Here is a 26,814-nt window from a genome sequence, read left to right as displayed (position 1 = left end):
GGGCCGGCGGTGTTCCGGCCCCTGTCCCGGGCCCCGCCTGCCGGCCGGGGGGCGGGGCCGGTCAGCGCCGCCGGGCCACCACGAGGCGGCAGCGCGGAGTGCCGTCCGGCCGGAGGCCGAGAGCGCCGAGGGGCGGCGCGGCCACGTCGAACCCGGCCCGCGCCAGCTCCCCGAGCACGGCGGACGGCCGGAACGTGCGGTAGTACATGACGAAGCGGGGGCGCCACAGCGCGTTGCGCACCCGCATCGCCGCGTCGAACCCCCACAGGCCCCAGTACAGGCGCGAGCCGACCCGCGCCGGTGCGGGCAGGGGGAAGGCGAACAGGCCGCCGGGCCGCAGCGCCGCGTGCACCTGGGCGAACAGCGCGGGCCGCTCGGCGGGCAGGAAGTGGCCGAACGCCCCGAAGCTCACCGCCAGGTCGAAGGCGGGCGCGCGGAAGGGCAGCCGGCGGGCGTCGGCCCGCACCCAGTGCGCCGCCGGCCCGTCCGGGCCGGCGGGTCCGTCCGGACGTCCTGCGTCTCCCGGTCCCGCTCCGCCGGGTTCCCGCGCGGGGGCGGCAGGGACGGGGGCGACCGGGGCTGAGCGGGCGACGGCGAGCATCCCCGCGCTGAAGTCGACGCCGACGACCCGGTCCGTGCACACCGCCCGCAGGACACCGACGCCGGCCCCGGTGCCGCAGCACACGTCGAGCCCGGCGGCGAACGGCCCCAGCCGCCGCAGTTCGCGGGCCACGGCGTCCAGGACGCGGTCCGGCGTGCGGAAGGGCGTGCGGTCGAAGTCGGGGGCGAGCAGGTCGTAGCCGCGCTCCGTGGAGGACAGTGCCTGCACGGCGAGTTCGCGGAGGGTCGGGCCCGGCGAGGTGGACATCGGCCCCAGCGTATCGGGCCCGGACGGTGTCCCTCCCGTGATCCGCGGGCACGGCGTACCGCCCGTGGCCGCGGCGACCCCGGCAGGTTCCGTGCTCGCCGGCGAGGGCGGCAGGCCCGCCGCCCGCCCGGACGTCCCCCGCGGCGATCGCCGTGCCGCAGGGGACGCCGGGCGGGCCGGTGGATCACTAGCGGACGTTGATCCACTGGCCGGAGTTGGCCTGGGCGAGGGCGTCGTCGGAGAAGTTGTTCACCGCGAACGAGGTGTTGCTCGCGTCGACGTCGGCCAGGCGCTGGTTGATGTTGGTCAGCTCCAGGAGGTTGAGGTTGAACCGGCCCAGAGCCTCGCGGCGGGGCAGCAGTTCGGCGGTCTGCTCCTGGAGCTCGGTGGTGTCCATCACGGTGGTCTCCTCGGTAGGGGAAAGACGGGCAGGGCAGAACGTCCGATGTCCGACGTTCTTGGACGAATCGCCCGACGAGATGGGACGGTATGTGCTCCCGGCGTCCCGGGCAAGCACATCCGGGTGCCCTCGTGCCGCCGTTTCGCCGGGGGCGCGCCCCCGCGAGGTGCGGCGTGCCCGGCCGGCGCGTCGGGACCGGCGGGCCGACGTGCCCGCCCCCCCTGCCGCGGCCGGGTCCGGAGGGCGTCCCTCGGGGCGGTCGCCGTCCCGCCCCTGCCCCGGCCCACGACGCGGCCGGGTGAACCGGACCGCCCGTCCGCCCGTACACAGGGCGACCGGTCACCGGTATGCGGTGCTGCGCCCCGGTCCCACCCGTGAGGAGTCGTCATGTCGCGAAGGCGTACCGTCAGCCGCAGGCAGAGGGGCGTCCTGTTCGCCTGTGCCGCCGCCGTCGTCTGCGGGGGAGTGGCCGTCACCGTGCAGACCAGCCAGGCGGCCGTGGACTGCGCCGGGCTGGCGTCACGCCTCCGGGAGACGCAGGACCTCGTCGCCGCCCAGCGGGCCCACCCGGTGGCGAACTCGGCCGCGGTGATCGCCAACCGGCAGGCGGTCGCCGACCTCCTCGGACAGCAGCTCGCCCAGGGCGGCTGCGCCGCGCCGCAGGCGGCTCCCCGGAGCGCACCCCCGTCCGCCGCGGCGCCGGGGGGCGTCCCGGCGCCGGCGGGCGCGGTGACGGTCCCGCCTCCCGCCGGTGAGGTGGTGTGTGCGGGGGCGACGGTGACGCTGTCGGGGGAGGCCGGGGCGCCGGCGGCGAGCAGTGACCGGTTCCCGGTCGGCACCAGGCTGAGGGTGACCAACCTGGACAACGGCCGTTCCACGTCGGTGGCGGTGACGGGCCCCTCGGGGAGCTGTGCGCTGCTGAACGACGCGGCCTTCGACCGGATCCGTGAGCCCGGCAGGAACCTCGTCCGCCACGCCCGCATCGAACGCCTCCGGTAGGCCGCGCCCTCACGTCCACGGCCCCCGGCCGGACCGGAGCGGCCGTGGCGGCCCTCCGGCGTCGGTGCCCGGGGCCGGACCCCGGGTGTTTCGTCCAGGAACCGTCGGAAGGGACGCTCGACGCCCGGGAGACCGGCCCGGGGGCCCGTCGCCGCACGGCGACGCACGCCGCGCACAGCCGCCGCCCCACCGGGCCCGACCGGGTCGAGCCGCAGGCGCCGCGCCCCGGCCCGCCCGCCGTCCTCCGGACGGCCCGCCCGCCGTCGTCCGGACGGCCGGTCCACCCGTACGGCGGCCTCGGCAGGCCGTCTGCTCCGCAGACGGCCTGCCGAAATGTACAGGTTTATACTCACGGCGTGACCGAGCCTGCGCCCTCGCCCCTGCCGCCCGGCCTCGAGGACAGCCTCGGGTGGCTGCTGGCCCGGTGCTCCCGTGCTCATGTCGAGGCCGTGCAGCACGCCGTCGCCGACCTCCCGCACGGGCTCCGCGGGTTCCAGGCCCTGTCCGGCGCCGCGCACCGCAGCGTCCGCAACCAGGCGGAACTGGCGCGGCAGTTGGGCGTGGACCGGACCGTCATGGTCTACCTGCTCGACGACCTGGAGGAGGCCGGCCTGGTCGAGCGGGTCGCCGAACCGTCGGACCGGCGCAGCAAGCTCGTCCGGGCGACCCCCGAAGGCAGGAGGCGGCTCTCCGCCGCCCAGGCCGTCATCGACGGGGCCGAGGCCGCCCTCCTGGAGCCGCTGTCCCCGTCCGACCGTGACCGGCTGCCGGTCATCCTGCGGGCCATCGCCGCTCACCACGTCTCCCCGGAGGGGCCGGACGGCGTCTGCGCCATGGCGCAGGGGGCCGCAGGCAGCGCCGGGACCCGCTGAACCTGCCTGCCGCGCCCCCGGTCGGGACGCCGGTGCGGCCCCGGTGCCGGACTCGGCTGCCGCCCTGGTGCCGGCGGCACCGTGGACCCCGCCTCCCCGCGACAGGCGGGCCCTCGCGGAAGGATCCTGAAAGCCCGTCGGCCACGCCGTCGCCGCCCGCACCGGACCCGGCGGCGGGCGTCGCCGACCCTGCCCGCCGCCCCGGCCCTTGGCCCCCGTCGCTCCCGTCGTCCCTGCCGCTCCCGCCGTCCCGCCCCGTCGCAGGGGACTGCCGGGCTGCTTCCCTTCTGACGGTCTGTCCAGGAGGTCGGCTGCTTGGAAGAATGACGGCCCGACCGCATATGCAGCCGGGGACCCCGTGCTTCCGCCGCCTCCCGTTCCAGGAGAAACCGCAGTGTCGATCGCCTACGTCGCCCTTGCCGTCCTGCTGTCCCTCGTCCTGGTCGCCTCCGGACGGGGCAAGCTCGTCAAGGACGAAAGGGTCACCTCCTCCCTCGACGGCATCGGCATCCCGAGGGGCGTGTTCCCGGTGCTGGCGGGCCTCGAGTTCGCCGGCGCCCTCGGGCTGCTCATCGGTGCCGGCTTCCGGCCGCTCGGCATCGCCGCAGCCGTCGGCGTCGTCCTCTACTTCGCCGGCGCGGTCATCGCCCACCTGCGCGCCCGGGACGCCAAGGGCGCTCCCGTCCCCGGCGTCCTGCTCGCCGTCTCGATCGCCGCGCTGGCCCTGGCCGTCGCCACCGTCTGACCCGAGGGGCCCGGCCGGGCCGGCCGGGCCGCCACGGACGTCCTGCGGCCCGGGCGGCCCGGGCGGCCCGGCCTTCCTTCCTTCCTTCCCGCCGGGCAGGGATCCGGGCCGGCCCTTCCCCGGGCGGGCTCCCCCGCCGGGCTCCTCCGGAGCGCGGTTCTCGCGGACGGCCCCCCGGAGGCCGGCGGCCCGTCAGCGCTTCTGGATCTGGACCCGCCTGACGGTGACCGGCAGGGTGGGGAAGCCGTCGCCGGGGCCGTTCTGGTCGTCCTCCCCGCCGGCGGCGATCTTCTGCAGCACGTCCAGGCCGGAGGTCACCCGGCCGAAGGGGGTGTACGCGGGGGAGAGCCGGGTGTCCTTCCAGACGAGGAAGAACTGGCTGCCGTTGGTGTCGGGCCCTGCGTTGGCCATCGCCACGGTGCCCGCCGGGTAGGTGGCGCCGGTGAGGTTCTCGTCCGGGAACGAGTACCCCGGGCCTCCGCTGCCGGTGCCGGTGGGGTCGCCGCACTGCAGGACGTAGATCCGCTGTGTGGTGAGCCGGTGGCAGTGGGTGCGGTCGAAGTACCGGTGCTCGGCCAGGAACCGGAAGGAGAACGTCGTGCACGGCGCCTCGCCGGTGAGCGCCCGGAAGGTGATCCGGCCCTGGGCGGTGCGCAGGGTGGCGTCGTAGGGGGCGGCGGCCCCGACCGGGTCGAAGACGGGGATGCCCTTGAAGTTGTCGGCGGGGACCGCCGGGGTGTAGGCGCAGCCGGCGGGGCCCGGGGCGGCCCTGCCGCCGGCGCCGGGTCCCGCGGCCGGGGCGCCTGCGCCGGGTCCTGCGGCCGGGGCGGCCCCGGCTGACGCCAGGACGAGGATCGCGGACGTTGCGAGGGCGGTGGGGAGCAGTCGGTGACCGCGCTTCACGGGTCGACCTCCGGGTCGTGGGTGGGGCGGGGCGTCCCGGCCGGGGCTTTGGTGGGACACCTGTCATCGCCATGTCATGTCCATGAGCCATTCCCCGGTCGGCGGCCGGGTACTCGCCGCCCGCCGCCCGGTCGCGCCGCGTCCTCCCGCCCGTGCCGCCGCAGCGGTCCGGGCCCCGCGGGGGCCGGTCGCCCGGGCGGTCCGGTCGGCCGCGGCGACGCCGAGCCGGGACGCGCGCCGGCAGGAGCGCCCTGAGCCGCCGAACGCCCCGGCCACCGCGCCCGGGAGCGGCGGCCTCTCTGTGTTCCGCGGGGTGAGCCGAGGCCCCTGCCGTTCTTTCCATGCCCGTGTACTAGTTTTGCGAACGTTTCTTCGATCGCAAGGGTGTGGTGGCAGTGGCAGGAATACGGTGGGGCGCGATACTGCCGCAGGGGTGGCGTCTGGACCTGGTCCATCTGGCCGACCCCGCGGAGCAGTTCGAGGCCATGGTGGAGGTCGGCAGGGAGGCCGAGGCGCTCGGCTTCGACTCCGTGTGGCTCTACGACCACCTCCAGCCGGTCCAGGCCGAGCCGGAGACCACCTTCGAGTGCTGGACCAGCCTGGCGGCCGTCGCCCGGGAGACCCGGCGCGTCGAGCTGGGCCAGCTGGTCACCTGCAACAGCTACCGCAACCCGGCGCTGGTGGCGAAGATGGCCGCCACGCTCGACGCCGCCAGCGGCGGCCGCGCGATCGTCGGGCTGGGCGCGGGCTGGGACGGGCGCGAGTACGAGGCCTACGGCTACCCGGCGCCCCACCCGCCCGTCGGGGAGCGGCTGCAGCGGCTCGGCGAGGCGGCCCAGGTCGTCAGGACCATGCTCCGCTCGCCGCGCAGCACCTTCGAGGGCCGGTACTACCGGGTGCGCGACGCCGTCAACGTGCCCGTCGGGGTCCGCAGGCCCCACATCCCGCTCCTGATCGGCGGCAGCGGGGAGAAGGTCACCCTGCGCCTGGTCGCCGAGCACGCCGACGCCTGCAACCTGACCGACCACACCGACCCGCAGTTCTACCGGCACAAGCTCGACGTGCTGGCCCGCCACTGCGACGACGTCGGCCGCGACTACGACGACATCCTTCGGACGGCCACGCTCTCGGTCTTCGTCGCCCCCGACGAGTCCGGCCTGCAGCGCATGACGGCGCCGCACCTGGACGGGCGCAGCCGCGCGGAGCTCGCCGCGCACAACGCCGTCGGAACCCCGGAGCAGCTCGTCGAGACCTTCGGGGCCCTCGTCGACGCCGGGATCCAGTCCTTCGTGCTGTACTTCCACGAGTCCACGCGGCTGGAGTCCATGCGGCTGTTCGCCCGCGAGGTGATGCCGCACCTGCGCTGACCCCGTGCCGGACCGGCGCCGTCCCGTCCCGCCCCGTGCGCCTCGGGCCGGGGCGGGACGGCACCCGTGCGGGCGGGCCGCGGGGTGTCGCGGGCGGGCGGGCCCGGGACGGTCCTCGCCCCGCCTCCCCGGCCGCCGCGTGGCGTGCGGCAGCCCGACCGGTGGGCTGCGCCGCGTGGGAGCCTGCCCTGCCCGCCCCCGGTCCGGCGTTCCGGCACCGTGGGCGGCCCGGCCCGGCGCGGTCAGGGGGCGGGCTCGGTGCGCTGCCTGCGTTCGGCGGCCAGGGTCGCGGCGAGGAGCAGCAGGCCGGTGGCGGCGAGTGCGGACCCGGTCCACGCGGGGGCGGCCCAGGAACCGGTGGCGTCGAGGGCGGCGCCTCCCAGGAACGCCCCGAGGGCGTTGGCGAGGTTGAAGGCGCTGTGGTTGGTGGCGGCGGCCAGGGTGGGGGCGTCTGCGGCGGCGTCCATCAGGCGCGTCTGCAGCGCGGGGACCAGGGCGAAGCCGGTGCCGAGGAGGAGGACCGCGCCGACGGCCGCGGTGCGGTGTGCCGAGACGGCCGCGAAGAGCGCGGGGAAGAGGACCATCGTGCCCAGGATCCCGACGAGCGAGGCGGCCGGTGCGCGGTCGACGGTCCGCCCGCCCGCGAGGTTGCCGGCGGTCATGCCCAGGCCGAAGACGGCCAGGACGGCGGGGACGGCCGCCGCGGGCAGGTGGGCCCGCCCGGTCAGCGCGGGGGAGAGGTAGGTGTAGACGCTGAACATGCCCCCGAAGCCGATCGCGCCGACGGCCAGGGTGGCCAGGACCCGTGGTCGGCGCAGTGCCGCGAACTCGCTGCGGACGGTCGCCCGCGGCCGGCCAGGACCGGCCGGCACGAGGAGGCGGACCGCCGCGAAGGTCAGGGCGCCGGCGACGGTGACGGCGGCGTAGGCGGTGCGCCAGCCCGCGGCCTGTCCGAGCGAGGTGGCGGCCGGCACGCCCGCCACGTTGGCGATGCTCAGGCCGAGCATGACGCGGGAGACGGCCCGGGCCCGGCGCGCGGGCCCGGCGAGGTCCGCGGCGACGAGGGCGGCGATTCCGTAGAAGGCGCCGTGCGGCAGCCCGGAGGCGAACCGGGCCGCCAGGAGCGTGCCGTAGCCGGGGGCCAGTGCGGTCGCCAGGTTGCCGGCGGTGAAAAGCGCCATCAGCGCCAGGAGCACGGAACGGCGGGGCCGGCGCACGCCGAGGCCGGCGAGCAGGGGGGCGCCCAGCACGACGCCGAGGGCGTAGGCGCTGACCAGGTGGCCGGCGCGGCTCGGGCCCGTGCGGAGGCCGGCGGCGATGTCGGGGAGCAGGCCCATGGCGGCGAACTCGCCGGTGCCTATGGCGAACCCGCCCAGGGCGAGCGCGGCCAGGGCCGGCCCCGGACGGACGGTTCGCCCCGGACCGGCGGTGCGCCCGCCGCCGGCGGGTGCACCCGGGGGCAGGGTGGTGCTGCTGGTGGCGCTCATTCCCTCTTCGTTCCTTCTTCGCTTCCTGCGGGGGTCTTCCTCCGGCCCGGCCGGTCCGGCCCGCACCGGCGTTCCCGGCCCTGCCGGCCGCCGTACGGCCGGCCCGGGGGCCGCGGCGCGCAGGCCCTGTCGTCGCAGGCCGGGCCGGCCTGCCCGTGGTGGTGGCGCGTGCCCGCCGTCGGGTCCGCGCGGTCCGCACAGGCCGGATGGTCCGGCCGTTCGGTCCGGGGCCGGGCCTGAGGACCGGACCACGGCACGGCACCGGCCCCCGGGCGCGGGCGCCCGCGCCCGGGGGCCGGTCGGGGTCAGTCCTGCGGGAAGTCGGCGCCGCGGGAGACGTGCTCCCAGGCGGCGAACTCCTCACGCAGGGCGTCGAGCCCGGCCAGGGCGGTGTCGTAGGCGGCGGAGCCGAGCAGGAGGCGGCGCGGCGGGTTGTCCGCCTCGACGGCGGTGATGATCGCCGTGGCGGCACGGGCCGGGTCGCCGGGCTCCTGCCCGTTGCCGGAGCGGAAGGCGGCGCGCTGGGCGCCGGCGGTGGCCGCGTAGTCGGCGATCTCGCCGGCCGGGGCGGTCTCGGCCGCGGAACGGCCCGCCCAGTCGGTCCGGAACATCCCCGGCTCGATGAGCATGGCCCGGATGCCCAGCGGCTCGGTCTCCTGCCACAGGGCCTCGGTCAGGCCCTCGACGGCGAACTTGGTGGCGTTGTAGTGGCCGACGGCCGGGAAGGCCCGCAGGCCGCCGATGGAGGAGAAGTTCACGACCGTGCCGGTGCGGCGCCGGCGCATGCCGGGCAGCACGGCGCGGGTGACGTCCCACAGGCCGAAGACGTTGATCTCGTACATGCGGCGGACCTCGGCCTCGTCGCTCTCCTCGACCGCGGCGAAGTAGCCGATGCCGGCGTTGTTGACCAGCACGTCGATACCGCCGAAGGCGTCCTCGGCCGCCTTGACGGCGGCCCGTACCTGCTGCGGGTCGGTGACGTCCAGGGCGAGGGCCAGGGCGCGGTCGCCGTGGCCCGCCACGACGTCCGCCACCTGCTCGGGGTTGCGCGCGGTGACCACCGCGCGGTCGCCGCGGTCGAGGACCGCCCGGGCGAGGTGGCGGCCGAAGCCGGTCGAGCAGCCGGTGATGAACCAGGTCTTCACGGGAGAAGGGGTCCTTTCGGGAACCGTGGGGGGTGGCACGCGTCCGGCGGGCCTGCGGCGGCGTCCGCCGCACCCGACGGGCGGCGAGGCGCCGCGGGCGGCAGGCCGGGATCCGGCCTGCCGTGACCCGGCGTGCCGGGGTCTGCATCCAGCACACCAGCGCCGCCGGGGCGTCCGGGGGCCGATGCCGGGCCCTGCTCTGCCCGGGACGGCCCTGCCCGGGACGGCGCTGCCCGGGACGGCCCTGCCCGGGACGGCGCTGCCCGGGACGGCGCTGCCCGGGACGGCGCTGCCCGGGACGGCGCTGCCTGGGAACGGCAGACCCCCCTTCGCCCCTCCGTACGGCCGCCGCGCCCGGCACCATGGAGGCATGCCCGCCCGCAACGCCGACCTCGCCGAGTTCCTGCGCAGCCGCCGCGCGGCCATCGACCCCGCCTCCGCCGGGCTGCCCGACCGCGGCGCCTACCGCCGCGTCCCCGGCCTGCGGCGTGAGGAGGTCGCCCTGCTCGCCGGGGTGAGCACCGACTACTACACGCGCCTGGAGCAGGGCCGGCAGGTCAGCCCCTCCGAAGGCGTCCTGGACGCGGTCGCCGCCGCCCTGCGCCTGGACCAGGCCGAGCGCGCCCACCTGTTCCACCTCGTCCGCCCCCGGAGCGGCCCGGTGCGCCGCGGCGCCCCCGCCGTGCAGCGGGTGCGCCCCGCCGTCCGGCGCATGCTCGACTCCCTCACCGACCAGGCCGCCTTCGTCCTGGGCAGGCGCACCGACGTCCTGGCCGCCAACCACCTGGCCCGCGTCCTGCTCGCCGACTTCGACGCCATGCCCCACCGCGAGCGCAACCTCACCCGCTGGGTCATCCTCGACGACGCCGCGCGCGCCCTGTACACCGACTGGGAGAAGGTCGCCGCCGAGATCGTCGGCATGCTCCGCCTGGACGCGGGCCGCCACCCCGACGACCCGCGCACCGCCGAGCTGGTGGGCGAGCTGGCGGTGAAGAGCGACCGGTTCCGCCGCTGGTGGGCCGACCACCGGGTGGTGGAGCGCACCTTCGGCTCCAAGCGCTTCCACCACCCCCAGGTGGGCGCCCTGACCATCGACTACGAGGCCCTGGTCCTGCCCGGCGAGGAGGACCAGACCCTCTTCGTCTACCTGCCCGCCGAGGACGCGGCCTCGCAGGACGCGTGGCGCCTGCTGGCCAGCTGGAACGCATCCCCCGCCGCCCCTGCCGGCCACGGCCGCCCCGCCGCCCCCGGCCGGTCCCCCGCTCCGGACCGGCCCGCCGCACCGGACCGGGCCTGACCGCCCGCGCCGCCCCGGCACCCCGTCCCCGGCACCCCGTCCCCGGCACCCCGTCCCCGGCACCCCGTCCCCGGCACCCCGAGCCCGGAACGGCCGCCGGGCCGGAGCGGGACCGCCGATACGCTGGGCCTTCCCCGGCGGACGGCCGGGGCCGTCCACCCCGCGGGTCCCGTGCCCGCACACTGGACGGGGGCCGACGTTGCCCGGCGAGGCCGGCGAGAGCGGACGAGGGATGCCGATGAGTACCGGGGAGGCTCCGTCCGCGGTGTGGCGGCGGCTGATGACGGCGCGGTCCGCGGACGAGGAGCACCGGGTCTCCACGGCCCTGGAGCTCTTCTTCGACCTGTGCTTCGTGGCGGCCGTGGCGCAGGCGTCGGCCGGGCTCCACCACCGCGTCTCCGACGGGCACCCCTGGCAGGGGGTGTCCGGGTACGCGCTGGTGTTCTTCGCGATCTGGTGGGCGTGGATGAACTTCACCTGGTTCGCCTCCGCCTACGACACCGACGACGTGCTCTACCGGGTGACGGTGCTGGTGCAGATCTCGGGCGCGCTGGTGCTGGCGGCCGGCGTGCCGAGGGCGCTGGACCGGCAGGACTTCGCGGTCGTCACCTGGGGGTACGTGGTCATGCGCCTGGCCCTGGTGGCCCAGTGGCTGCGCGCGGCCCGCTCCGACCCGCCGCGCCGGGCCTGCTGCCTGCGCTACGCCGTGGGCGTGACGCTGGTCCAGGCCGGCTGGGTGGCGCGCCTGGCGCTGCCGCAGCAGTGGTCCACCGCCTCCTTCGTGCTGCTGGCCGCCGCCGAACTGGCGGTCCCGGCGTGGGCGGAGCGGGTGGGGCCGACGACCTGGCACCCGCACCACATCGCCGAGCGCTACGGGCTCTTCACGCTGATCGTCCTGGGGGAGACGGTGACCTCCTCGACGCTCGCCGTCCAGTCCGCCCTGGACGGGAGCGCCGCCGCGGGCGGGCTGGCGGCCACGGCCGCGGGCGGACTGCTGACGGTGTTCGGCCTGTGGTGGATCTACTTCGCCGAGGACGCGCCGCGCCTGCTGACCTCGCTGCGCGCCTCCCTGGCCTGGGGGTACGGGCACTACGGCGTCTTCGCCGCGGCGGCCGCGGTGGGTGCGGGGCTCGCCGTCCAGGTGGACCGCCTCGCGGGTGGGGCCCACGTGGGCGACCGGGCGGCGGCGGCCGCCTTCACGGTGCCGGTCGCGGCCTTCGTCGTGCTGGTGTGGGCGCTGCACCTGCGCCGCGGGTCCGGGCGTGCGCGAGGGGCCGCTGCGCTGCCGCCGGCGGCGGCGGCCGGGGTGCTCGCGGCCGGGTTCACCGGGCAGCCGGTGCTGTACACCGGCCTCGTGGTCGCCGCGCTGGTCGTGGCCCGGCTCCTGGTGCAGGACGGCGGGCCGCGTGCCGCCGGGCCGGACGGGGGCGCCCCGGCGATGCCGTAGGCCGGGGTGCGGGCCGCCCGGCCCGGCGCGCGGCCGCCGGGGGCCTTCGGCGTCGCCGTCAGCCGCTTCGGCGCCGTGTTCCTCGCCGACCCGGTCGCCGCCTTCGCCGTCGTCCGCCGCGCCCTGGGGCCCGGCGGGCGCGCCGCCCTGCTCGCCCCGGCCGGCCCCGGGCGGGCCGACCGGGTGCGGGTGCTCCACGCCCTGCGCCCCTTCGGGCCGGTGCCCGACTGCGCGGTCGGCGCGCCCGGGATGTTCTCTCCCCCCGCCGCCGACCCGGCGGCGTTCCGCCGGGTCGGCGGCGACGCGGGCTTCGCGCAGGCGGGGACCGCCCTGGTGGAGGCGCCGATGGTCCTCGGGCGCGACGCGGACGACGCGGCGGACCGCCTGCTCGGCCCCGGCCGGGTCCGCCTCCTGCCCGACCGCGCCTGCCCGGGTGGCGGGGAGCGTGTGCGCGCCGCGCCGGCCGAGGCCCTGCGCCCGTTCGGGGGTCCGGGCGCAGGGCCTGGGCGGTGCCGCCCGGCTGGCCGCCACCCCCCGGCCTCCGGTGCGGACCGGGTGCGCGATGCGGGGTCGGGAATACCCCCTGGGGGTATATGGTTGGGGCAGGCAGCCCGCACGTCCGACCCTTCCGAGGAGACCGTGTCATGGACCACGCGACACTCGAGCACCAGCACCAGCAGCAGCACACCGGTCACAGCGCCGGCGGTACCTGGCGGACGGCCGCGCAGGCGACCCTGCACTGCCTGACCGGCTGCGCCGTCGGCGAGGTCCTCGGCATGGTCGTCGGCACCGCCGCCGGCCTCCACAACGGCGCCACCCTGGCGGTCTCCGTCGTCCTGGCCTTCGTCTTCGGCTACGCCCTGACCATGCGCGGCGTGCTGCGCGCCCAGGTGCCCCTCCGCCAGGCGGTGAGGATCGCCCTCGCCGCCGACACCGTCTCCATCGCCGTGATGGAGCTGATCGACAACACCGTCATGGTCGGCGTGCCCGGCGCCATGGACGCCGGCCTCTCCGACCTGCTGTTCTGGGGCTCCCTGGCCTCCTCCCTCGTCCTGGCGTTCGTGCTCACCACGCCCGTCAACCGGTGGCTGATCGCCCGCGGCAGGGGCCACGCCGTCGTCCACGCCCACCACTGACGGCGGGGGTGCCCGGGGGCACCCCCGCCGTGGGCGGCCTCCGACGGGCCTCGGGTCCTCGACGGGATCCGCCCCCGCGCCGGACACCCCGCAGGATGCGGGGCCGACCGGTGCCGGCACCGCCCGGGGCGGGGCCGGGGCCGGCGGGGCGCGGCGGATCGGGAGGGCCGCCGGACGCCGCTCGTGCTCCTCCTCGCCGGGCTCCCCGGCCTGCGCCCCCTCCTGCGCTCCCGCCACCCCTTCGGCGGACAGTCCCCACCCGCCCCCACCCCTTAAGGTTGCCGCCATGAAGCGCCCCGCGCAGCACCCGGCCCCGCTCCGGCGGGCCCGCGTGCTGCTCGCCCTCACCGCGCTTCTCGGCCTGCTGGCCATGCACGGCCTGACCGGCGGCACCGTGGGCGGCGCCGACGCGGCCCCGGCCGCCGTCGCCGCCCACACCGTGCCGTCCGCCGACGGGGGCGGCACGGACGGCCACCACACCGACGACTGCCCGTGCCCGCACCACGACGGCGGCCACGGGGGAGCGGTCCACGCCGGGCCCATGTGCCTGTCCGCGGCCCCCTCCGCCCCCTGGACCCCGCCCGCCCCCGCCCCGGCGCCCCTGGCCGCCCCGCCCGGACCGCGGGCGGCACCCGCGGGCGCGGACCCCGCCGCCCTCGGCGGCCCGCGCTCCCCGCCGGACCTCGCCGAGCTCCAGCTCCTGCGCATCTAGAGCAGCCCGTGCCCGTGCGGCCCCGACGGCCCGCACGCGGCACCGCCGCAGCCTCTTCCCCTTCGTGCACCCCGCAGGAGTACCCGCATGTCCTCTTCCACCCTCGCCCGCCGGGCCGCCGTGTCCGCCGCGGCCGTTGCCGCCGCCGTCGTCCTCGCCGCCTGCGGCGGCAACGGCGGCTCCGCCTCCGACGCCCACACCGGCCACGGCTCCGGCGCCCCGTCCCCGGCGGCCCCCTCCGCGCCGGCCTCGGCCACCGGGGCCCACAACGCCGCGGACACCGTCTTCGCCCAGCAGATGATCCCCCACCACCGCCAGGCCCTGGCCATGGCGGGGCTCGCCGCCGCCCGGGCCTCCTCCCCGCAGGTCAAGCAGCTCGCCGCCGCGATCGAGAAGGCCCAGGGTCCCGAGATCGCCACCATGACGGGCTGGCTGGCCGCCTGGGGCGAGCAGGTCCCCGACGCCATGGCGGGCATGGGCTCCATGCCCGGCACGGACCACTCCGCCATGCCCGGCACGGAGGACACGGCCGGCATGCCGGGGATGGCGGACGACGCCGACATGGCCCGGCTCGGCACGCTCACCGGTAGGGCGTTCGACACCGCCTTCCTGCGGATGATGATCGCCCACCACGCCGGCGCGGTGCGGATGGCCGGGGACGAGCAGGCCGGGGGCGCCTACGCCCCCGCCAGGCGGCTCGCCGCCTCCGTCGCCACCTCCCAGACCGCAGAGATCACCCGCATGAAGCAGCTCCTCGCCCGGGGCTGACCCCCGCGGGCGCCGCCGGACCGCACCCCGCGGCCCGGCGGCGCCCCGTCCCGGGGCGCCCGCGGCAGGCCTTCCGCGGGACCGCGCCCTGCCGCCACACTGGCCGGTGCCGGCCGGCCCGTGCGCCGTGCCGGCTCTCCGCCCGCCGCGCCCCCCGCGCCCGCCGCGCTCGCCGCGCCCCCCGCGCCCGCCCGTCCGTCCGTCCGTCCGCGGAAGGATCCCGCCCATGCCGACCGCAGCTCCCGGCCGAGGCTGTGCGCCGGCGCGCGCCCGTCTGTGGCCGCTGTACGCGGCCGGGTTCACCACCGCGTTCGGCGCCCACGGGGTCGCGGCGAACCTGGGCCGCTTCACCGCGGGACACCACGACCCGCTGCTGGTCCTCGGCGGCCTGCTCGCTCTGTACGACGGTGCGGAGGTGCTCCTCAAGCCGGTCTTCGGCGCGCTGGCCGACCGGATCGGCGGCCGCCCGGTCCTCCTCGGCGGTCTGGCCGCGTTCGCCGCCTCCTCGCTCCTGTTCGCCGTCGCCGCCCACACCTCGCTGCTGTGGGCGGCCCGGCTGGGGCAGGGCGCCGCGGCCTCGGCGTTCTCCCCGGCGGCGTCCGCGCTGGTCGCCCGGCTGCGCCCGGCGGCCGCCCACGGGCGCGCGTTCGGCTCCTACGGCTTCTTCAAGAGCGCCGGCCACACTGCGGGCCCCCTGCTCGGCGGCCTGCTGGTCGCCGGGGGCGGCCTGCCGCTGCTCTTCGGGGCCATGACGGCGCTCGCCGCCTCCGTGGCGGTCTGGGCCGCCCTCGCCGTGCCCGCCGTACCGCCGCTGCCCAGGGCCCGGCAGACGGTGGCCGACCTCGCGAAACGCCTGGCCCAGGGCGGCTTCCTGCGGCCGACCGCCGCGCTGGCGCTGGCGACGGCGGCCCTCTCGGCCGCCGTGGGCTTCCTGCCGGTCGCCGGGGCCGCCGCCCGTATGGGGCCCGTCGCCACCGGCGCCGCCGTCTCCGTGCTCGCGGTCTGCGCGGCCCTGCTCCAGCCGTGGGCCGGGACCGCCCTCGACCGCGGGCGGATCACCACCGGCGCCGGGACCGGTACCGGACTGGCGCTCACGGCTGCGGGACTCGCCTTGGCGGCCTTCCCCGGCCCCGCCGGAGTGCTCGTCGCCGCCGTGCTGGTCGGCGCGGGGACGGGCCTGGTCACCCCGCTCGGGTTCGCCGCGCTCGCCGCATCGACCCCGCCCGGGCGGCTGGGCGCGACGATGGGGTCCGCCGAACTCGGCCGCGAGCTCGGGGACGCGGGAGGTCCGCTCGTCGTCGCCGGGGTGGCGGCGGCCACCACGCTCGCCGCCGGTTTCGCCGCCCTCGCCGCCGTGACGGCCGCTGGCGCCCTCGCCGTGCGCCGATCCCACGCCCGGCCGTGAGCGTCCCCCGCCGCGACCGGCGGACGGGCTCCCCGCGGACCGGCGGACGGGCTCCCCGCGGACCGGCGGGCCGTCGGCGCCCCGAGCACCGCGGGCCGCCCGGTCGGCGGGCGGGCCGGTCGGCGGGCGGGCCGTCGCCGCCCCGGAGGTCCGGGCGCCTCCCGCGCGCGCCCCGTGCAGCACCGCCCGTACCACCGCCCGAGTCACCGGCCCTGTCGGAGCCGTCCCCGTTCCGGGGCCCACCGCACGGGTGCGACGGAGGGAAAGGGCTCGGGCGGGGCGGAGCCCCGGGTGGCGACGGCCCCTCCCGGTCGCCGGCCCGTCCGCCGGGAGCGTCGTCGCCCTGCTCACCCCGACCGGTCCGTCCGGCGGTCGGGCCGAGGAGGACCTATCCGGGGATCTTTGAGGCGATAATTCCCACCGGGGTGATGGTGGGCGGTGCGGCGAACAGCTCCCCGCCGCGCTCCTCGATGGCCGTCCGAACCCCTCCCTGCAAGTGCGTCTCCCTTTCCTCCTCCGTTTCGAAGGCGTCGAAGATGCGGAACGACGAATCCCCGAGGCGGAATGCGAACCATGCCAGGGTACCGGGCTCGTCGTCCACGATCGCCTTCGCCTCCTCGAGGAACCGGGCGACGTCATCCTCCTTTCCGGGCTTGGCCTCGAACTCCACGAAGAATCCGTATTCGGGCATCCTGGAACTCCTTTCCGAATCGGAATCGCATTTTTGGACGGCGGATGCCGACGGTATTCTTCGAAACTTTACCGCCTGATGCCGCGGCGTGTCCGGCGCGATTGCGCCCAATGGGTGCACCCGGGACTGATGTGTTTTCAGCCGACGGGGCGGGCGGGTTCGTCGGGCCCGGCGCCCGGCGGGTGGCCTGGCGGGGTGCGCGGGGGAGGCGCGACGCCGGGTGGTCGGGGCTGCCGGGGCCGGGGGCAGGTGGCCGGCCCGGAGCCGGGCCCGCCGCATCAACCGCCGGGAGTGCAGCGGTCCGGGGGTGCGGGCCGGTTGACGCCGGAGACGTAACTGCTACAGTTACGACATCGGCAGGGGGTCTGGACGCCCTGTCGTAACAGAGTCAGTGACGTCTTCCCGGTGAAGCGATCTACGCGAAGTGACGTGAAGCAGCCCATGTGCAAGCAGGACCGATGAGCCGGGCCCGGCTGCGGACACGTGCGAAGCCCCTGGCAGGGCAGGTCTCGCCACGAGGTCCCGGCCGTGGGCCGGGGGGCCGCCTCGCCCCGGTCCGCGGCCCGAAGGTCCGCACCGGGCAGGCTCTGCACACCGGCACGCGCACCACGGGCGGCCTGATCGGGGCCGTCCGGGCACGCGGCGCACGCGTCGCGGCCGAGCCCGGGCGGCGCCGGCGCGTACTGCGGCACACCGCCCCCGCTCCGGACCGGATCGGCGGCACCGCCCGTGCCGCCTCCGTCCTCGACGGAATCCGGAAACGGTCACCCCTGGGAGGACGTCGGTCACCCCAGGGGCGCGGAAGGCAGCGGGCGGGCACGAGGCCGGGTTCATTACGTCGGCACGGCGGCTGACCCGACCTCGTCCGGAGCCGCGGAATGCGCTCCACCCGCCGCACGCCCAGGGCCGAACGCCGCAGCCCGGCCGGTTCGGTGGTCCGCGGAGCCGTGATCACCGGCCACCCGCCCGCAGAACGGGCCCATGGATCGACGGGCCCGTGGACCGGTGTGCGCCACCTTCCGGGATCCGCGTGCGAAACGCGGCGCCGTGCTCGAACGGCACGCGCTTTCCGAGTGCCGCAGGACCGGCGTGCCCGGACGTCCGACCACTCTCACTGCATCATTCCTCCAAGGAGTTTTTCATGGACAGCCACAACGAAGATGTCGCCAACACCCCGGAAACGCGCCGCATCGGCCGCAGGGGCATCCTCAAGGCCGCCGTGGTCGGCGCCGCCGTCGCCCCCGCACCGTGGCTCATGTCGGGCGTGGCGGAGGCGGTGGGCAGGCCGTCCACCGCAGCCACCCCCCGTCTGCCCGGGCTGCCCGAGGGCTTCTGGAAGACGTTCACCAGCACCCGGGTCCGCGTCAACGGGATCCACCTCCACGCCGTGACGGGCGGCAGGGGGCCCGCGGTCCTCCTCATCGGCGGGTGGCCCCAGACCTGGTACGCCTGGCGCCATGTGATGACCGCCCTCGCCTGCGACTTCCGCGTCGTCGTCATGGACCCCCGCGGTGTGGGCCTGTCGGACAAGCCCGCGTCGGGTTACGACTCCGGCACGCTGGCCGACGACGGGGTCAAGCTCATGAGGGCCCTGGGGCACAAGCGGTTCGCCCTGGTCACGCATGACGTCGGCGCGTGGACGGGGTACGCGCTCGCCTCGGACCACCCCGAGGCCGTGGAGCGGTTCGTGGCGATGGAGACGATCACCCCGGGCCTCACCGACCCCGCCTCCTTCCTGCTTCCGGGGAAGCTGAACAGCCTGCTGTGGCACTTCCCGTTCAACCGCGTCCAGGGCATCAACGAGCAGCTCGTGCGGGGCCGCGAGGAGGTGTACTTCGGGTACCAGTTCGCCACCAAGGCCGCGTCTCCGACGTCCATGCCGGCCGAAGCCGTCAAGGTCTACATCGACGCCCTCAAGTCGAGCCCCGAGGCGCTGCGGAGCAGCTTCGAGTTCTACCGCGCCATCGACGAGATCATCGCTCAGAACACCGAGCGGAAGAAGACCAAGCTCCGCATGCCCGTCCTGGCCGTCGGAGGCGAGCTGGCTGTCGGAACCGGCGTGGAGACGGAAATGCGCACCGTCGCCCAGAACGTGCAGAGCGTGCTCATCCCGCACGCCGGCCACTTCCTGATGGACGAGAACCCCGACCAGGTGATCCAGGCCGTCACGCCCTTCCTCAAGCACCACCGTTCCTGACGTACCGGGGGCGGCGCACGAGCCGCCGGGCCCGCCCCGCGCACCGGGGGGCGGCTGGCCCGGCGGCAGCGCCGACTCCCCGTCCGGCGAGGGGTGCCCGTCCGGCGGAGGACGCCCGTGCGGTCGCCCGGCTGCGGCCGTGCGGCTGCCCGGCTGCCCGGCTGAGCCCCGCGCCGGTGCGCCCCGGCGGGTCAGGACGCCCGGCGCCGCCAGTGCGCGGGGCGGGTGAGGGCCGGCGGGATCCGGGTGGCCGCGTCGCCCCTGGCCGCTTCCAGCTGGGCCTGGGTGAGGAAGATGCTCCCGGTGAGGTCCGCCCCGCCCAGGTCGGCGTCGCGCAGGTCCGCCCCGATCAGGTCGGCCGCCCGCAGGTCGGCGCCCCGCAGGTCGGCGGCGATCAGCACGGCCCCGCGCAGGCTCGCGCCGCGAAGACCGGCGCCGGCCAGCCGGGCCCCGGCGAGGTCGGCGCCCCGGTGGTTCCTCCTCCGGCCCGGGGCCGTGGCGCGCACCAGGTCGCCGGCCCGCAGCAGCAGCGGGTTGACCTCGCCGCGCAGGGCCGTCACGTCGGTCGCGGCGACCGACGCGGCACTGCCGCGGGTGAGGCCGTCGACGGTCTCGAACGCGCGGCGCAGGTCCTCGTGGACGGGGGCGGCCTCGGCCCGGTCCAGCGCCTCGGCGATGTACCGCAGCAGCTCGTGCAGGTGCCGCATGACGGGGAAGACCTGGAACATCAGGCGTGCGGACCGCGGGTCCTCCCGCCAGCTCCGGCCGCCGAAGGTGACCTGGGAGACCTTCTGGCCCGCGCCGGCGCAGTCGAAGACCGTGCAGCCGGAGAAGCCCTCCTCGCGCAGCCGGGTGTGGATGCCGCAGCGGAAGTCCGCCCGCAGGTTGGCGCAGGGCTGCCCGGCGTCCTTGTCGACCGCGAAGTCGGACGAGCGGGCGAAGGGCAGGGCGACGCAGCACAGGCCGAAGCAGTTCGCGCAGTCCGCCTGCAGGTCGGGCCGGCCGGCCGGGCCGGAGGGGGCTTCCTGTTCCTGGGGCAACGTGCGTGATCTCCTTCTTCGCGAACCGGGCACCGCTCAGCGCCGTCCTCCGGGCCGGGCCCATCCTCCCAGACGCCCCGGTCCGCGGGGGGCCGGGGCCGCGGCCTGCCGGCGCACCGTCCGCGGCGCGGAGCCGCTCGACGCCGGCCTCGCGGGCACCGTCGCCCGGACGGAGCTCCGGCCCGCCCCGCTCCGGCCGACCCGGGCGGTGCCCGTCGGCGCTCCGGGGCGCCGGACGGCGGGTGCGGCTGGTGCGGCGGCCTGCGCGGACGCCTCCGGCCACCAGGGGCAGCGGTATGTGCAGATATGGAAAGAATGTACTTTTAATCCATGAATGTGCGGCTGGAGCTGCTCGGCTCCGTGGAGCGGGGCATCGCGGAGAGCGAGGTGTTCCGGCTCGCCCTCCAGCACGCGGTGGCCGAGCTGGGCGGCCTGGGCGGGACGGTGCACCTGTGCGGCCCCATGTCCGCCCTGCGCCTGGTGTCGGCGGCCGGGCTGCCCCCGGACCTCGTCCGGGCGTGGGAGATCATCGACCAGGAGGGGCCGGCGGCGCCGGCCCGCGCCGTGCGCCGGTCCGGCAGCGTGTGGGAGCCCGCAGAGGCTGCAGAGCCGGCTGCAGAGCCCGCCGGGCCCCCGGACCGCGCACCCTCCGCCTCCGTCGACCGCACCGCGCCGGGCGGTCCCGGCAGCCCCGCCGAACTCTCGGCGGCGCAGGTGTGCTCGGGCTCGGGCCTGGCGGCCGTGCCCGTCCACGGGGGTGACTGCAGCCCGCTCGGCGTGCTCACCGTCGTGACGGGCGCCGCGGGGGAGCCGACCGGGGACCAGTGGGCCTTCCTCCGCGCCGTGGCCGCATGGGCGGAGGAGTGGGTGCGCCAGTCGCCGGTGCCGGTCCGGCCCGCCCGGGAGGAGCTGAGCGGCGCCCGCATGCGGCAGGCGCTCAAGGCCGTCCAGGTGGGGACCTGGGACTGGAACATCCGCACCGGCGAGCTGGCCTGGGACGACGCCGCCATGGTCGTCTACGGCACCGACCCGGCCGACTTCGTGCCCCGGGTCGAGAGCTGGATGAAGATCGTCCATCCCGACGACCTGCCGTCGACGCTGGCCGCGGCCGACAAGGCGATCCGCACCCGCACCCTGTTCGAGGCCGAGTACCGGGTGCGGCACCCGGACGGCGGCTACACCTGGACGCAGACCCGCGCCAGGGTCCTCCTCGACGACAGGGGTGAGCCCTACCGCATGATCGGCAGGGCGTGGGACAGCAACGAGTCCCGCTCCGCCCGCGACGCGCTCAGCCGCGCCCTGCGCCACATGAGCGACGGCTTCCTCTCGGCGGACGACGACTGGCGGATCACCTTCGTCAACCTGAGGGCGGAGCGCATGCTGGGCTCCTCCGAGGAGGAGCTGTTCGGCCGTGTGCTGTGGGAGGTGCCCTCGGTGCGGCAGATCCCCGAGCTGGAGGCGCGCTGCCGCAAGGCCGCCGCCGCGGCCGCGCCCACGAGCTTCGACGTCGAGGTCCCGGACACCGGGCGCTGCTACCACCTGCGGCTCGTCCCCGTGCCCGACGGGGTCACCCTCTACCTGACCGACGTCACCGACAGGCGCAGGGACGAGGCCGAGCGGGCCGCCGCCGCGAGTGCCGCGTCCGGGCGCGCCGCCCGGATCGCGGAGCTGACCGCGGCGCTCGCCACGGCGACCACCTCGCGGGACGTGGTGGCCGCGGTCGCCGCGAGGGTGCTGCACCCGTTCGGCGCCACCGGGCTCATGGTGCAGGCCGTCGAGGGCGACCGGGTGCACACCGTCGGGGCCGTCGGCTACCCCCCGGCCTTCCTCGACGAAATCCACGGCCGCCCCCGGAGGCCGCACGACCCGGTCTGGGACGCCATCCTGGGCGGCGAGCCCCTCTTCTTCTCCTCGGCCGAGGAGTACGGAGCGCGCTACCCCGGGCTCGCCGACCGCCCGCGCGCGATCGGCAAGCAGGCCGGCGTGTTCCTCCCGCTGACCGCCTCCGGGCACACCTTCGGCGTCTGCGTGATCGCCTTCGACCGGCCGCGCCGTTTCAGCGAGGAGGAGCGCACCCTGCTGACCGCCATCAGCGCCCTCGTCGCGCACGCCCTGGAGCGGGCGCGGCTCTACGACGCCGAGCACGCCCGGTCCCGCGAGCTGCAGCGCGGCCTGCTCCCCCGGGAGCTGCCCGACCTGCCGACGTGCACCGCCGCCGCGCGCTACCTCCCCGCCGGGCAGGGCATGGAGGTGGGCGGCGACTGGTACGACGTCATCCCGCTCTCCTCCGGCCGGGTCGCGCTCGTCGTCGGCGACGTGATGGGCCACGGGCTCTCCGAGGCGGCCACCATGGGGCGGCTGCGCACGGCCGTCCACACCCTGGCCGGCCTCGAACTGCCCCCCGACGAGGTCATGGGCCACCTCAACGAGATCGTGGGGGGCCTGGGCGACGACTCGTACGCCACCTGCCTCTACATGCTCTACGACTCCACCACCCGGACGTGCTCCTTCGCCCGCGCCGGACACCCGCCCCCGGCCGTCGTCCACCCGGACGGCACCGTGCGCTTCCCGGACCCGGCCCCCGACCCGCCGCTGGGCGCGGCGGAGCCGCCCTTCGGGACGGTCGAGCTGGCGGTGCCCGACGGGAGCCTGCTCGTGCTGTACACCGACGGCCTGGTCGAGTCGTCCGGACGCGAGATCGACCAGGGGATGGCCGATCTCGCCCGGATCCTGCACGGCACGGACGGCGCGGACCTGGAACGGCTCTGCGACGCCGTCGTCGCCGGACTCCTCCCCGCCGAGCACCCCACCAGCGACGACACCGCCCTCCTGGTCGCGCGCGTCCACGCGCTCCCCGCGGACCGGATGGCCTCCTGGCCGCTCCCGGACACGCCGCAGGCGGCGGGGCAGGCGCGCAGGTACGTCCGTGAGCAGCTGTCCGCCTGGGGCCTGGACGACCTGGCGGCGACCACGGAACTGCTCGCCAGCGAGCTGGTCGGGAACGTCGTGCGCCATGGGAGGGGACCGGTGGGGCTGCGGCTGCTGTACAGCACCTGCCTGGTCTGCGAGGTCTCCGACGGCAGCCAGACCATGCCCCGGATCCGCCACTCGTCCGCGACGGACGAGGGCGGCCGGGGGCTGCAGCTCGTCGCCGCGCTCTCCCAGCGGTGGGGCGCCCGCTACACCGCGACCGGCAAGTGCATCTGGACCGAGCAGCCGCTGCCCGGCTCCGGCTGCCCGGAGGTGCTCCCGGTCGCGCTCGACGCGTGGTCCCTGCAGCTGTGACCCCGCCCGCCCGGGCCCGGCGCGGGCGGGGCCGGGCACGGCCGCCCGGTACGGGCACCGCCGGCCGGTCCCCGGGCGGGGAGCGGCCGGCGGTGGTCCGGCGGTGTTCCGGTGCTGAACCGGTGACGGTCCGTCAGTTACCTGTCGCCGGATGTCGACGGGCCGTCAGCGATCCGTCGGCGGCCGCAGGACCCGGCTCACCACCGGGTCATGTCGGGGAGCTGGTCGAGGGAGATCGTCCTCGGGTCGGCCATGGCGGTCCTCCACAGCCCCTGGACGTCCTTCCCGCTGCCGGCCCAGTCGCGCGAGGCCCACACGACGAAGTAGTTCCACGCCGGGTCGCCGGACGGGTTGAGCGGGCTGAACGTCTCCGCCACGCCCACCGTCTTGCCGCTGCCGACGGCCCTGGTCGTGGAGTAGTCGCCGGAGCCCTGGTAGTAGTCGGAGGTGACCAGGTCCACGTAGGCGTCGCCCGGGTACCAGGAGGACAGCGAGGTGCCCTGCCCGCTCGCCATGCCGTTGAACACCCACACCACGTTGTGCACCCCGGCCAGCTGCGCCCGCTGGAAGATCAGCCGCCACAGCTGCTTGTACGCGTCCTGGCCCTTCTTCGTCCACCACATGTAGTTGTTGTTGCTCTCGTGCAGCGGGCGGAACATCACCGGGATGCCGGCGTCGCCCATCTTCCTCAGCTCCCGAACGACCAGGTCGATGTCCTGGTAGAGCTTCGACGAGGGGTTGCCGAGGTCGGGCACGAAGTCGCACGGCGCCGAGTAGTTGCCGCCGTGCGGGCAGTACCAGTGCCACTGGAAGGCGACGATGCCGTGGTGGGCGTTGTACCAGTCGATGACGCTCTGGGTCTGGATGCTGCCGTTGGTGTACTCCATGAAGTCGAAGGCCGTGATGGCCGGGTAGCGCCCGGTCAGCGCCTTCACCTTGTCCGAGTCGGGGGCGTCGGTCTGCCCGCTGACGTACGCGTGGGTCCTGAGGTAGCAGAGCAGGTTGCGGGCCTTGGAGTTCGCCCCGGGGTCGGCCGGCTCCTGTCCGCAGTCCGGTCCGGTCGGGGCGGGCGGGACGGCGTAGACCTCGAACTCGTACAGGGAGTAGCCCCAGCCGGTGCCGCGGGCCGTGCCGTACAGGCGCACGTAGCGCCCGCTGCCCGAGACGGCGAGGTTCTCGACGCCGCCGGTGCCGGTGGTGGTGCTGTGGACCGTCGTCCAGTTCACGGCGTCGTCGGAGGTCTCGATGCGGTACCCACGGCCGTAGGCGGCCTCCCAGCGCAGGGTCACCTGCCGGATCGGGCGGGTGGCGCCCAGGTCGACCTGGATCCACTGCGGATCGCTGTACGCGCTGGACCAGCGGGTGGTGCGGTCGCCGTCGACGGCCAGGTCCGCGGTGAGGCCGGCGCCCTCGTTGGACGAGGAGGTGACCGGCCGGTGCAGGGCCAGGTTGCCGGCCGGTGCCGTGTCCGTGGGCGTCGGGGTCGGGCTGCCGGTCGGGTCGGGCGTCGTCGTCGTGGGCGTGGGCGTGGGGGTGGGGGTCGGCGTCGCGGTCGGGGTGGGGGTCGGGGTCGGCCCGGTCCCGCCGCAGGCGGCGCCGTTCAGGGTGAAGCCGCCGGGGGAGGGGTTCGCGCCGCTGTAGGCGAGGTTGAAGCCGAAGCTCACCGACCCCCCGTTCGCGGGGATGACGGCGTCGTAGTCGACGTTGGTGGCGGAGGCCGAGGCGCCGGACTGGGTCTTCGTGGCGCCCCAGATGTCCGCGAAGGTCTGGCCGCCGGGGAAGGTCCAGCCCAGCGTCCAGCCGTTCACGGCCGAGGCGTCGTTGTTGGTGACGACCACGTTGACGGTGGCGCCGGACCCCCAGTCGTTGGTGACCTGGTACTGCACCTGGCAGGCGGCCGTGGCGGCGTCCGCCTGCGGGATCTGCGCCAGCCCGGCGGCCGACAGCACGGCCAGTGCCGTGACCGGGCCGGCGAGCCACGCCCTGACGCGGTTTCTGCGGTGTTCCATGGGAAGCTCCTTGACCGGACGACGGCCGACGCGGTGCCTCCGGACGGCGCGCAGCCGCCCCGCGTCCCGGCGTTGCCGGACCGATGGGTGGATCGGTGGGTGGATCGGTGGCGGGGGGGATGTGCACGGGTGCCGGGCAGCGTGCCGCTGCGGCGGGGCATCCCGGGATCGCCGACTCCTCCGGAACACCGGTCCTCGGGCCGCCTCGACGCGATGCGCTGCCCTGACACGGGTGCCGGCGCGGTGGACCGCCGACACGGCGGTGCACCGGGAGTGCTGAGACGATGGTCGTGCTGAACCGGTTTACTTGTCAACGCCCTGACAGTGATGCGTCGTACGGCCCGGGTCCGCCGGTGGGACGTGTCCCGCTCAGGGGTGTGCGGGTCGGGGGTGCGCCCCGCTCAGGGGTGCGCCGCAGCCGGGGCCGTACCGGTCCGGGTGTCCCGGCCGGCGCGTCCGGAGGGCCGGCCGTCAAAGCTCCACGGCGGCGCCCGCGGCGGCGAGGGCGTCGGCCCAGGTGCGCATGTGCGCTGCGGCCGAGCCGTTGAGGACCTGGTCGAGCAGGCCCGCCCGGCGAGGGGCGACCGAGGCGGGGTGGTCGGTGAGGAAGGCGGCGCACCCCTCCTGCTGGAGGCGGCTCGGCGCGGGCGACTGGGCGCCGCCGCGTCCGACGAGCGCGTACGCGCGCCCGCCGACGGTGAGCGTGAGGGTGCCGAGCCGGGACAGGCGGGCGGCGGCCTGGCCGGCCGCGGCGGCGAGGACCTCGCCGCCGTCGCGGTCGCAGGCCCGCAGCCGGTCCCCGTGCAGGGTCACCAGGAGCGGTTCGCAGCGGGCGCCGTTCCACCGGCTGCGCCGCCAGAACACGATGCTTGCGTATGCCTGTTCGTCGACCACCTCCGCACTGTAGCGGGACCCGCCGCGCGGCCGCGTCCCGGATGCCCCGCCAGGTCGGAGCGCGTCCACGCGCCGCGTCCGCGAACGGGTCGCCACCCGGCTCCACCGGGCCGGCTCCGGATCCGGATCCCTTGCGGACGCGTTGACGGCCCGGGCGGCGGACCGCCCGCGGGTCGAACCGCGGACCGGGGGGACGCCGCTGCCGTCCGGCGGTGCGGCAGAGTGGACCCCGGCCCCGGACCGCCCGCCGGGTCCGGGCCGCGCGGCACCGCGCCGAGGACGGCGGGACATCCACGAGAGGCGGAGGACATGGCACGAGTGGTCGTCATCAGCGGTGGCGGCACGGGCATCGGGTTCGGCGTCGCGGAGGCCTTCGCGGCCGACGGCGAGCAGCTGGTCCTGGTCGGGCGGCGCGCGGAGGTGCTGGACCGGGCGGCAGCCCGGCTCCGCACCGCCTTCCCCGGCATCCCGGCCCCCCTGGCCGTGGCGGCCGACCTGGCCGACCCGGCCGGGGCGGAGCACGCGGCGAAGGCCGTGGGCGAGCGGTGGGACCGGGTCGATGTCCTGGTCAACAGCGCCGGCGGCAACGCGGCCCTGGGCGCCCCCGCAGACCGGACCGGGGGCCTCGCCGGGACGGCCTGGCACTGGGAGCAGAACTTCCGCGCGAACACGCTGACGGCCGTCCTCCTCACCGAGGCGCTGAAGGACCGTCTGGCGACCCCGGGCGGCAGGGTGGTGCTCGTCAGCTCGATCGCGGCGTACCGGGGCTCCGGATCGGGCTCCTACGGCGGGTCCAAGGCCGCCCTCCACCCCTACGCCTACGACCTGTCGGCCGAGCTCGGCCCCCGCGGCGTCACCGTGAACGTCGTCGCCCCCGGCTATGTGGCGGACACCGAGTTCTTCCGGGGCGCCCTGTCCGCCGAGCGCGAGCGGACGCTCGTCGCCCAGACCGACACCGGGCGCGCCGGCCTGCCGGAGGACGTCGCCGCGACGGTCCGCTGGCTCGCCTCCCCCGAGGCCGGCCAGATCACGGCGCAGGTGGTCCAGGTCAACGGCGGAGCCGAGCGCGGACGCTGATCCGCGGGCCGGCCGCCGGGCGGTCCCGACCGGTGGAGGCGATGATCCCCGGCGGGCAGCGGGCGGCGGG

The 26,814-nt window shown here is 76.7% G+C and carries 22 protein-coding genes; 13 read left to right on the top strand and 9 right to left on the bottom strand.

What is annotated here, in order from left to right; translation table 11 throughout:
• Positions 1-61: 61 nt before the first annotated feature.
• Together LO771_RS17820 and LO771_RS17815 are read right to left on the bottom strand one after the other, a co-directional pair.
• Complete coding sequence (locus LO771_RS17820; RefSeq protein ID WP_230653559.1) at positions 62-868, bottom strand: class I SAM-dependent methyltransferase; 807 nt, start codon at positions 866-868, stop codon at positions 62-64.
• Positions 869-1,055: 187 nt separating this feature from the next.
• The gene (locus LO771_RS17815) at positions 1,056-1,265 is read right to left on the bottom strand and encodes a hypothetical protein (protein WP_230653557.1); all 210 of its coding nucleotides are present in this window, start codon (positions 1,263-1,265) and stop codon (positions 1,056-1,058) included.
• A gap of 390 nt (positions 1,266-1,655) precedes the next feature.
• On the opposite strand from LO771_RS17815, the gene LO771_RS17810 reads away from it, so the two are divergent.
• The 3 genes from LO771_RS17810 to LO771_RS17795 all read left to right on the top strand — a co-directional run bounded on the left by LO771_RS17810 (position 1,656) and on the right by LO771_RS17795 (position 3,884).
• On the top strand, positions 1,656-2,267 hold the full coding sequence (locus LO771_RS17810; RefSeq protein WP_230653555.1) for a hypothetical protein: 612 nt from the start codon (positions 1,656-1,658) through the stop codon (positions 2,265-2,267).
• 356 nt (positions 2,268-2,623) lie between these two features.
• Positions 2,624-3,139, top strand: a complete 516-nt coding sequence (locus LO771_RS17800; protein WP_308188932.1) for a MarR family transcriptional regulator — start codon at positions 2,624-2,626, stop codon at positions 3,137-3,139.
• A 394-nt stretch (positions 3,140-3,533) separates the two neighbouring features.
• Entirely contained in the window at positions 3,534-3,884 is a 351-nt protein-coding gene (locus LO771_RS17795) for a DoxX family protein (RefSeq protein WP_230653553.1), read from the top strand.
• Positions 3,885-4,076: 192 nt separating this feature from the next.
• Here the strand turns inward: LO771_RS17795 and LO771_RS17790 are convergent, their stop codons facing one another.
• Positions 4,077-4,787, bottom strand: a complete 711-nt coding sequence (locus LO771_RS17790) for a peptidylprolyl isomerase (RefSeq protein ID WP_230653552.1) — start codon at positions 4,785-4,787, stop codon at positions 4,077-4,079.
• A gap of 395 nt (positions 4,788-5,182) precedes the next feature.
• Between LO771_RS17790 and LO771_RS17785 the strand changes: the two genes are divergently transcribed.
• On the top strand, positions 5,183-6,154 hold the full coding sequence (locus LO771_RS17785; protein ID WP_230653551.1) for an LLM class F420-dependent oxidoreductase: 972 nt from the start codon (positions 5,183-5,185) through the stop codon (positions 6,152-6,154).
• Positions 6,155-6,396: 242 nt separating this feature from the next.
• On the opposite strand, the gene LO771_RS17780 is transcribed toward LO771_RS17785, so the two are convergent.
• A complete protein-coding gene (locus LO771_RS17780; protein ID WP_230653549.1) occupies positions 6,397-7,641 on the bottom strand; it encodes an MFS transporter in 1,245 nt (414 codons plus the stop codon).
• Positions 7,642-7,946: 305 nt separating this feature from the next.
• Entirely contained in the window at positions 7,947-8,786 is an 840-nt protein-coding gene (locus LO771_RS17775) for an oxidoreductase (RefSeq protein ID WP_230653547.1), read from the bottom strand.
• Between the two features lie 370 nt (positions 8,787-9,156).
• Here LO771_RS17775 and LO771_RS17770 point away from each other — a divergent pair, with 370 nt between their 5' ends.
• The 6 genes from LO771_RS17770 (at position 9,157) to LO771_RS17745 (ending at position 15,551) form a co-directional block, all read left to right on the top strand.
• Positions 9,157-10,083, top strand: coding sequence for a helix-turn-helix transcriptional regulator (locus tag LO771_RS17770; RefSeq protein ID WP_230653546.1), 927 nt, complete (start codon positions 9,157-9,159; stop codon positions 10,081-10,083).
• Positions 10,084-10,321: 238 nt separating this feature from the next.
• Positions 10,322-11,530, top strand: a complete 1,209-nt coding sequence (locus tag LO771_RS17765) for a low temperature requirement protein A (protein ID WP_230653545.1) — start codon at positions 10,322-10,324, stop codon at positions 11,528-11,530.
• Positions 11,531-12,174: 644 nt separating this feature from the next.
• Positions 12,175-12,666, top strand: coding sequence for a DUF4396 domain-containing protein (locus LO771_RS17760; RefSeq protein WP_230653543.1), 492 nt, complete (start codon positions 12,175-12,177; stop codon positions 12,664-12,666).
• A gap of 286 nt (positions 12,667-12,952) precedes the next feature.
• Entirely contained in the window at positions 12,953-13,378 is a 426-nt protein-coding gene (locus LO771_RS17755; RefSeq protein ID WP_230653541.1) for a DUF6153 family protein, read from the top strand.
• A gap of 87 nt (positions 13,379-13,465) precedes the next feature.
• Positions 13,466-14,146, top strand: coding sequence for a DUF305 domain-containing protein (locus LO771_RS17750; RefSeq protein ID WP_230653540.1), 681 nt, complete (start codon positions 13,466-13,468; stop codon positions 14,144-14,146).
• Between the two features lie 226 nt (positions 14,147-14,372).
• Positions 14,373-15,551 (top strand): MFS transporter, encoded by a 1,179-nt coding sequence (locus LO771_RS17745; protein WP_230653539.1) that lies wholly within the window; start codon positions 14,373-14,375, stop codon positions 15,549-15,551.
• Between the two features lie 388 nt (positions 15,552-15,939).
• Here LO771_RS17745 and LO771_RS17740 read toward each other — a convergent pair whose 3' ends face one another.
• On the bottom strand, positions 15,940-16,242 hold the full coding sequence (locus LO771_RS17740; RefSeq protein WP_230653538.1) for a putative quinol monooxygenase: 303 nt from the start codon (positions 16,240-16,242) through the stop codon (positions 15,940-15,942).
• A 1,141-nt stretch (positions 16,243-17,383) separates the two neighbouring features.
• Between LO771_RS17740 and LO771_RS17735 the strand changes: the two genes are divergently transcribed.
• Positions 17,384-18,439, top strand: a complete 1,056-nt coding sequence (locus LO771_RS17735; RefSeq protein ID WP_230653535.1) for an alpha/beta fold hydrolase — start codon at positions 17,384-17,386, stop codon at positions 18,437-18,439.
• Positions 18,440-18,630: 191 nt separating this feature from the next.
• Here the strand turns inward: LO771_RS17735 and LO771_RS17730 are convergent, their stop codons facing one another.
• Complete coding sequence (locus LO771_RS17730) at positions 18,631-19,479, bottom strand: pentapeptide repeat-containing protein (RefSeq protein WP_230653533.1); 849 nt, start codon at positions 19,477-19,479, stop codon at positions 18,631-18,633.
• 330 nt (positions 19,480-19,809) lie between these two features.
• On the opposite strand from LO771_RS17730, the gene LO771_RS17725 reads away from it, so the two are divergent.
• On the top strand, positions 19,810-22,764 hold the full coding sequence (locus LO771_RS17725) for a SpoIIE family protein phosphatase (protein WP_230653531.1): 2,955 nt from the start codon (positions 19,810-19,812) through the stop codon (positions 22,762-22,764).
• A 197-nt stretch (positions 22,765-22,961) separates the two neighbouring features.
• Here the strand turns inward: LO771_RS17725 and LO771_RS17720 are convergent, their stop codons facing one another.
• Together LO771_RS17720 and LO771_RS17715 are read right to left on the bottom strand one after the other, a co-directional pair.
• A complete protein-coding gene (locus tag LO771_RS17720; RefSeq protein ID WP_230653530.1) occupies positions 22,962-24,773 on the bottom strand; it encodes a glycosyl hydrolase in 1,812 nt (603 codons plus the stop codon).
• 471 nt (positions 24,774-25,244) lie between these two features.
• Complete coding sequence (locus tag LO771_RS17715) at positions 25,245-25,667, bottom strand: hypothetical protein (RefSeq protein WP_230653529.1); 423 nt, start codon at positions 25,665-25,667, stop codon at positions 25,245-25,247.
• A gap of 309 nt (positions 25,668-25,976) precedes the next feature.
• Between LO771_RS17715 and LO771_RS17710 the strand changes: the two genes are divergently transcribed.
• A complete protein-coding gene (locus LO771_RS17710) occupies positions 25,977-26,744 on the top strand; it encodes an SDR family NAD(P)-dependent oxidoreductase (protein ID WP_230653528.1) in 768 nt (255 codons plus the stop codon).
• Positions 26,745-26,814 lie beyond the last annotated feature (70 nt).

Source organism: Streptacidiphilus sp. ASG 303, assembly GCF_020991365.1.
Taxonomy (GTDB): Bacteria; Actinomycetota; Actinomycetes; order Streptomycetales; family Streptomycetaceae; genus Peterkaempfera.
This window is presented reverse-complemented; position numbering and strand designations above follow the sequence as displayed.

Excerpts from the sequence above, each read along its gene's own strand:
- LO771_RS17820 (WP_230653559.1), bottom strand. The coding sequence starts at position 868 with ATGTCCACCTCGCCGGGCCCGACCCTCCGCGAACTCGCCGTGCAGGCA.
- LO771_RS17815 (WP_230653557.1), bottom strand. The coding sequence starts at position 1,265 with ATGGACACCACCGAGCTCCAGGAGCAGACCGCCGAACTGCTGCCCCGC.
- LO771_RS17810 (WP_230653555.1), top strand. The coding sequence starts at position 1,656 with ATGTCGCGAAGGCGTACCGTCAGCCGCAGGCAGAGGGGCGTCCTGTTC.
- LO771_RS17780 (WP_230653549.1), bottom strand. The coding sequence starts at position 7,641 with ATGAGCGCCACCAGCAGCACCACCCTGCCCCCGGGTGCACCCGCCGGC.
- LO771_RS17770 (WP_230653546.1), top strand. The coding sequence starts at position 9,157 with ATGCCCGCCCGCAACGCCGACCTCGCCGAGTTCCTGCGCAGCCGCCGC.
- LO771_RS17765 (WP_230653545.1), top strand. The coding sequence starts at position 10,322 with ATGAGTACCGGGGAGGCTCCGTCCGCGGTGTGGCGGCGGCTGATGACG.
- LO771_RS17760 (WP_230653543.1), top strand. The coding sequence starts at position 12,175 with ATGGACCACGCGACACTCGAGCACCAGCACCAGCAGCAGCACACCGGT.
- LO771_RS17755 (WP_230653541.1), top strand. The coding sequence starts at position 12,953 with ATGAAGCGCCCCGCGCAGCACCCGGCCCCGCTCCGGCGGGCCCGCGTG.
- LO771_RS17750 (WP_230653540.1), top strand. The coding sequence starts at position 13,466 with ATGTCCTCTTCCACCCTCGCCCGCCGGGCCGCCGTGTCCGCCGCGGCC.
- LO771_RS17745 (WP_230653539.1), top strand. The coding sequence starts at position 14,373 with ATGCCGACCGCAGCTCCCGGCCGAGGCTGTGCGCCGGCGCGCGCCCGT.
- LO771_RS17740 (WP_230653538.1), bottom strand. The coding sequence starts at position 16,242 with ATGCCCGAATACGGATTCTTCGTGGAGTTCGAGGCCAAGCCCGGAAAG.
- LO771_RS17735 (WP_230653535.1), top strand. The coding sequence starts at position 17,384 with ATGGACAGCCACAACGAAGATGTCGCCAACACCCCGGAAACGCGCCGC.
- LO771_RS17725 (WP_230653531.1), top strand. The coding sequence starts at position 19,810 with ATGAATGTGCGGCTGGAGCTGCTCGGCTCCGTGGAGCGGGGCATCGCG.
- LO771_RS17720 (WP_230653530.1), bottom strand. The coding sequence starts at position 24,773 with ATGGAACACCGCAGAAACCGCGTCAGGGCGTGGCTCGCCGGCCCGGTC.
- LO771_RS17710 (WP_230653528.1), top strand. The coding sequence starts at position 25,977 with ATGGCACGAGTGGTCGTCATCAGCGGTGGCGGCACGGGCATCGGGTTC.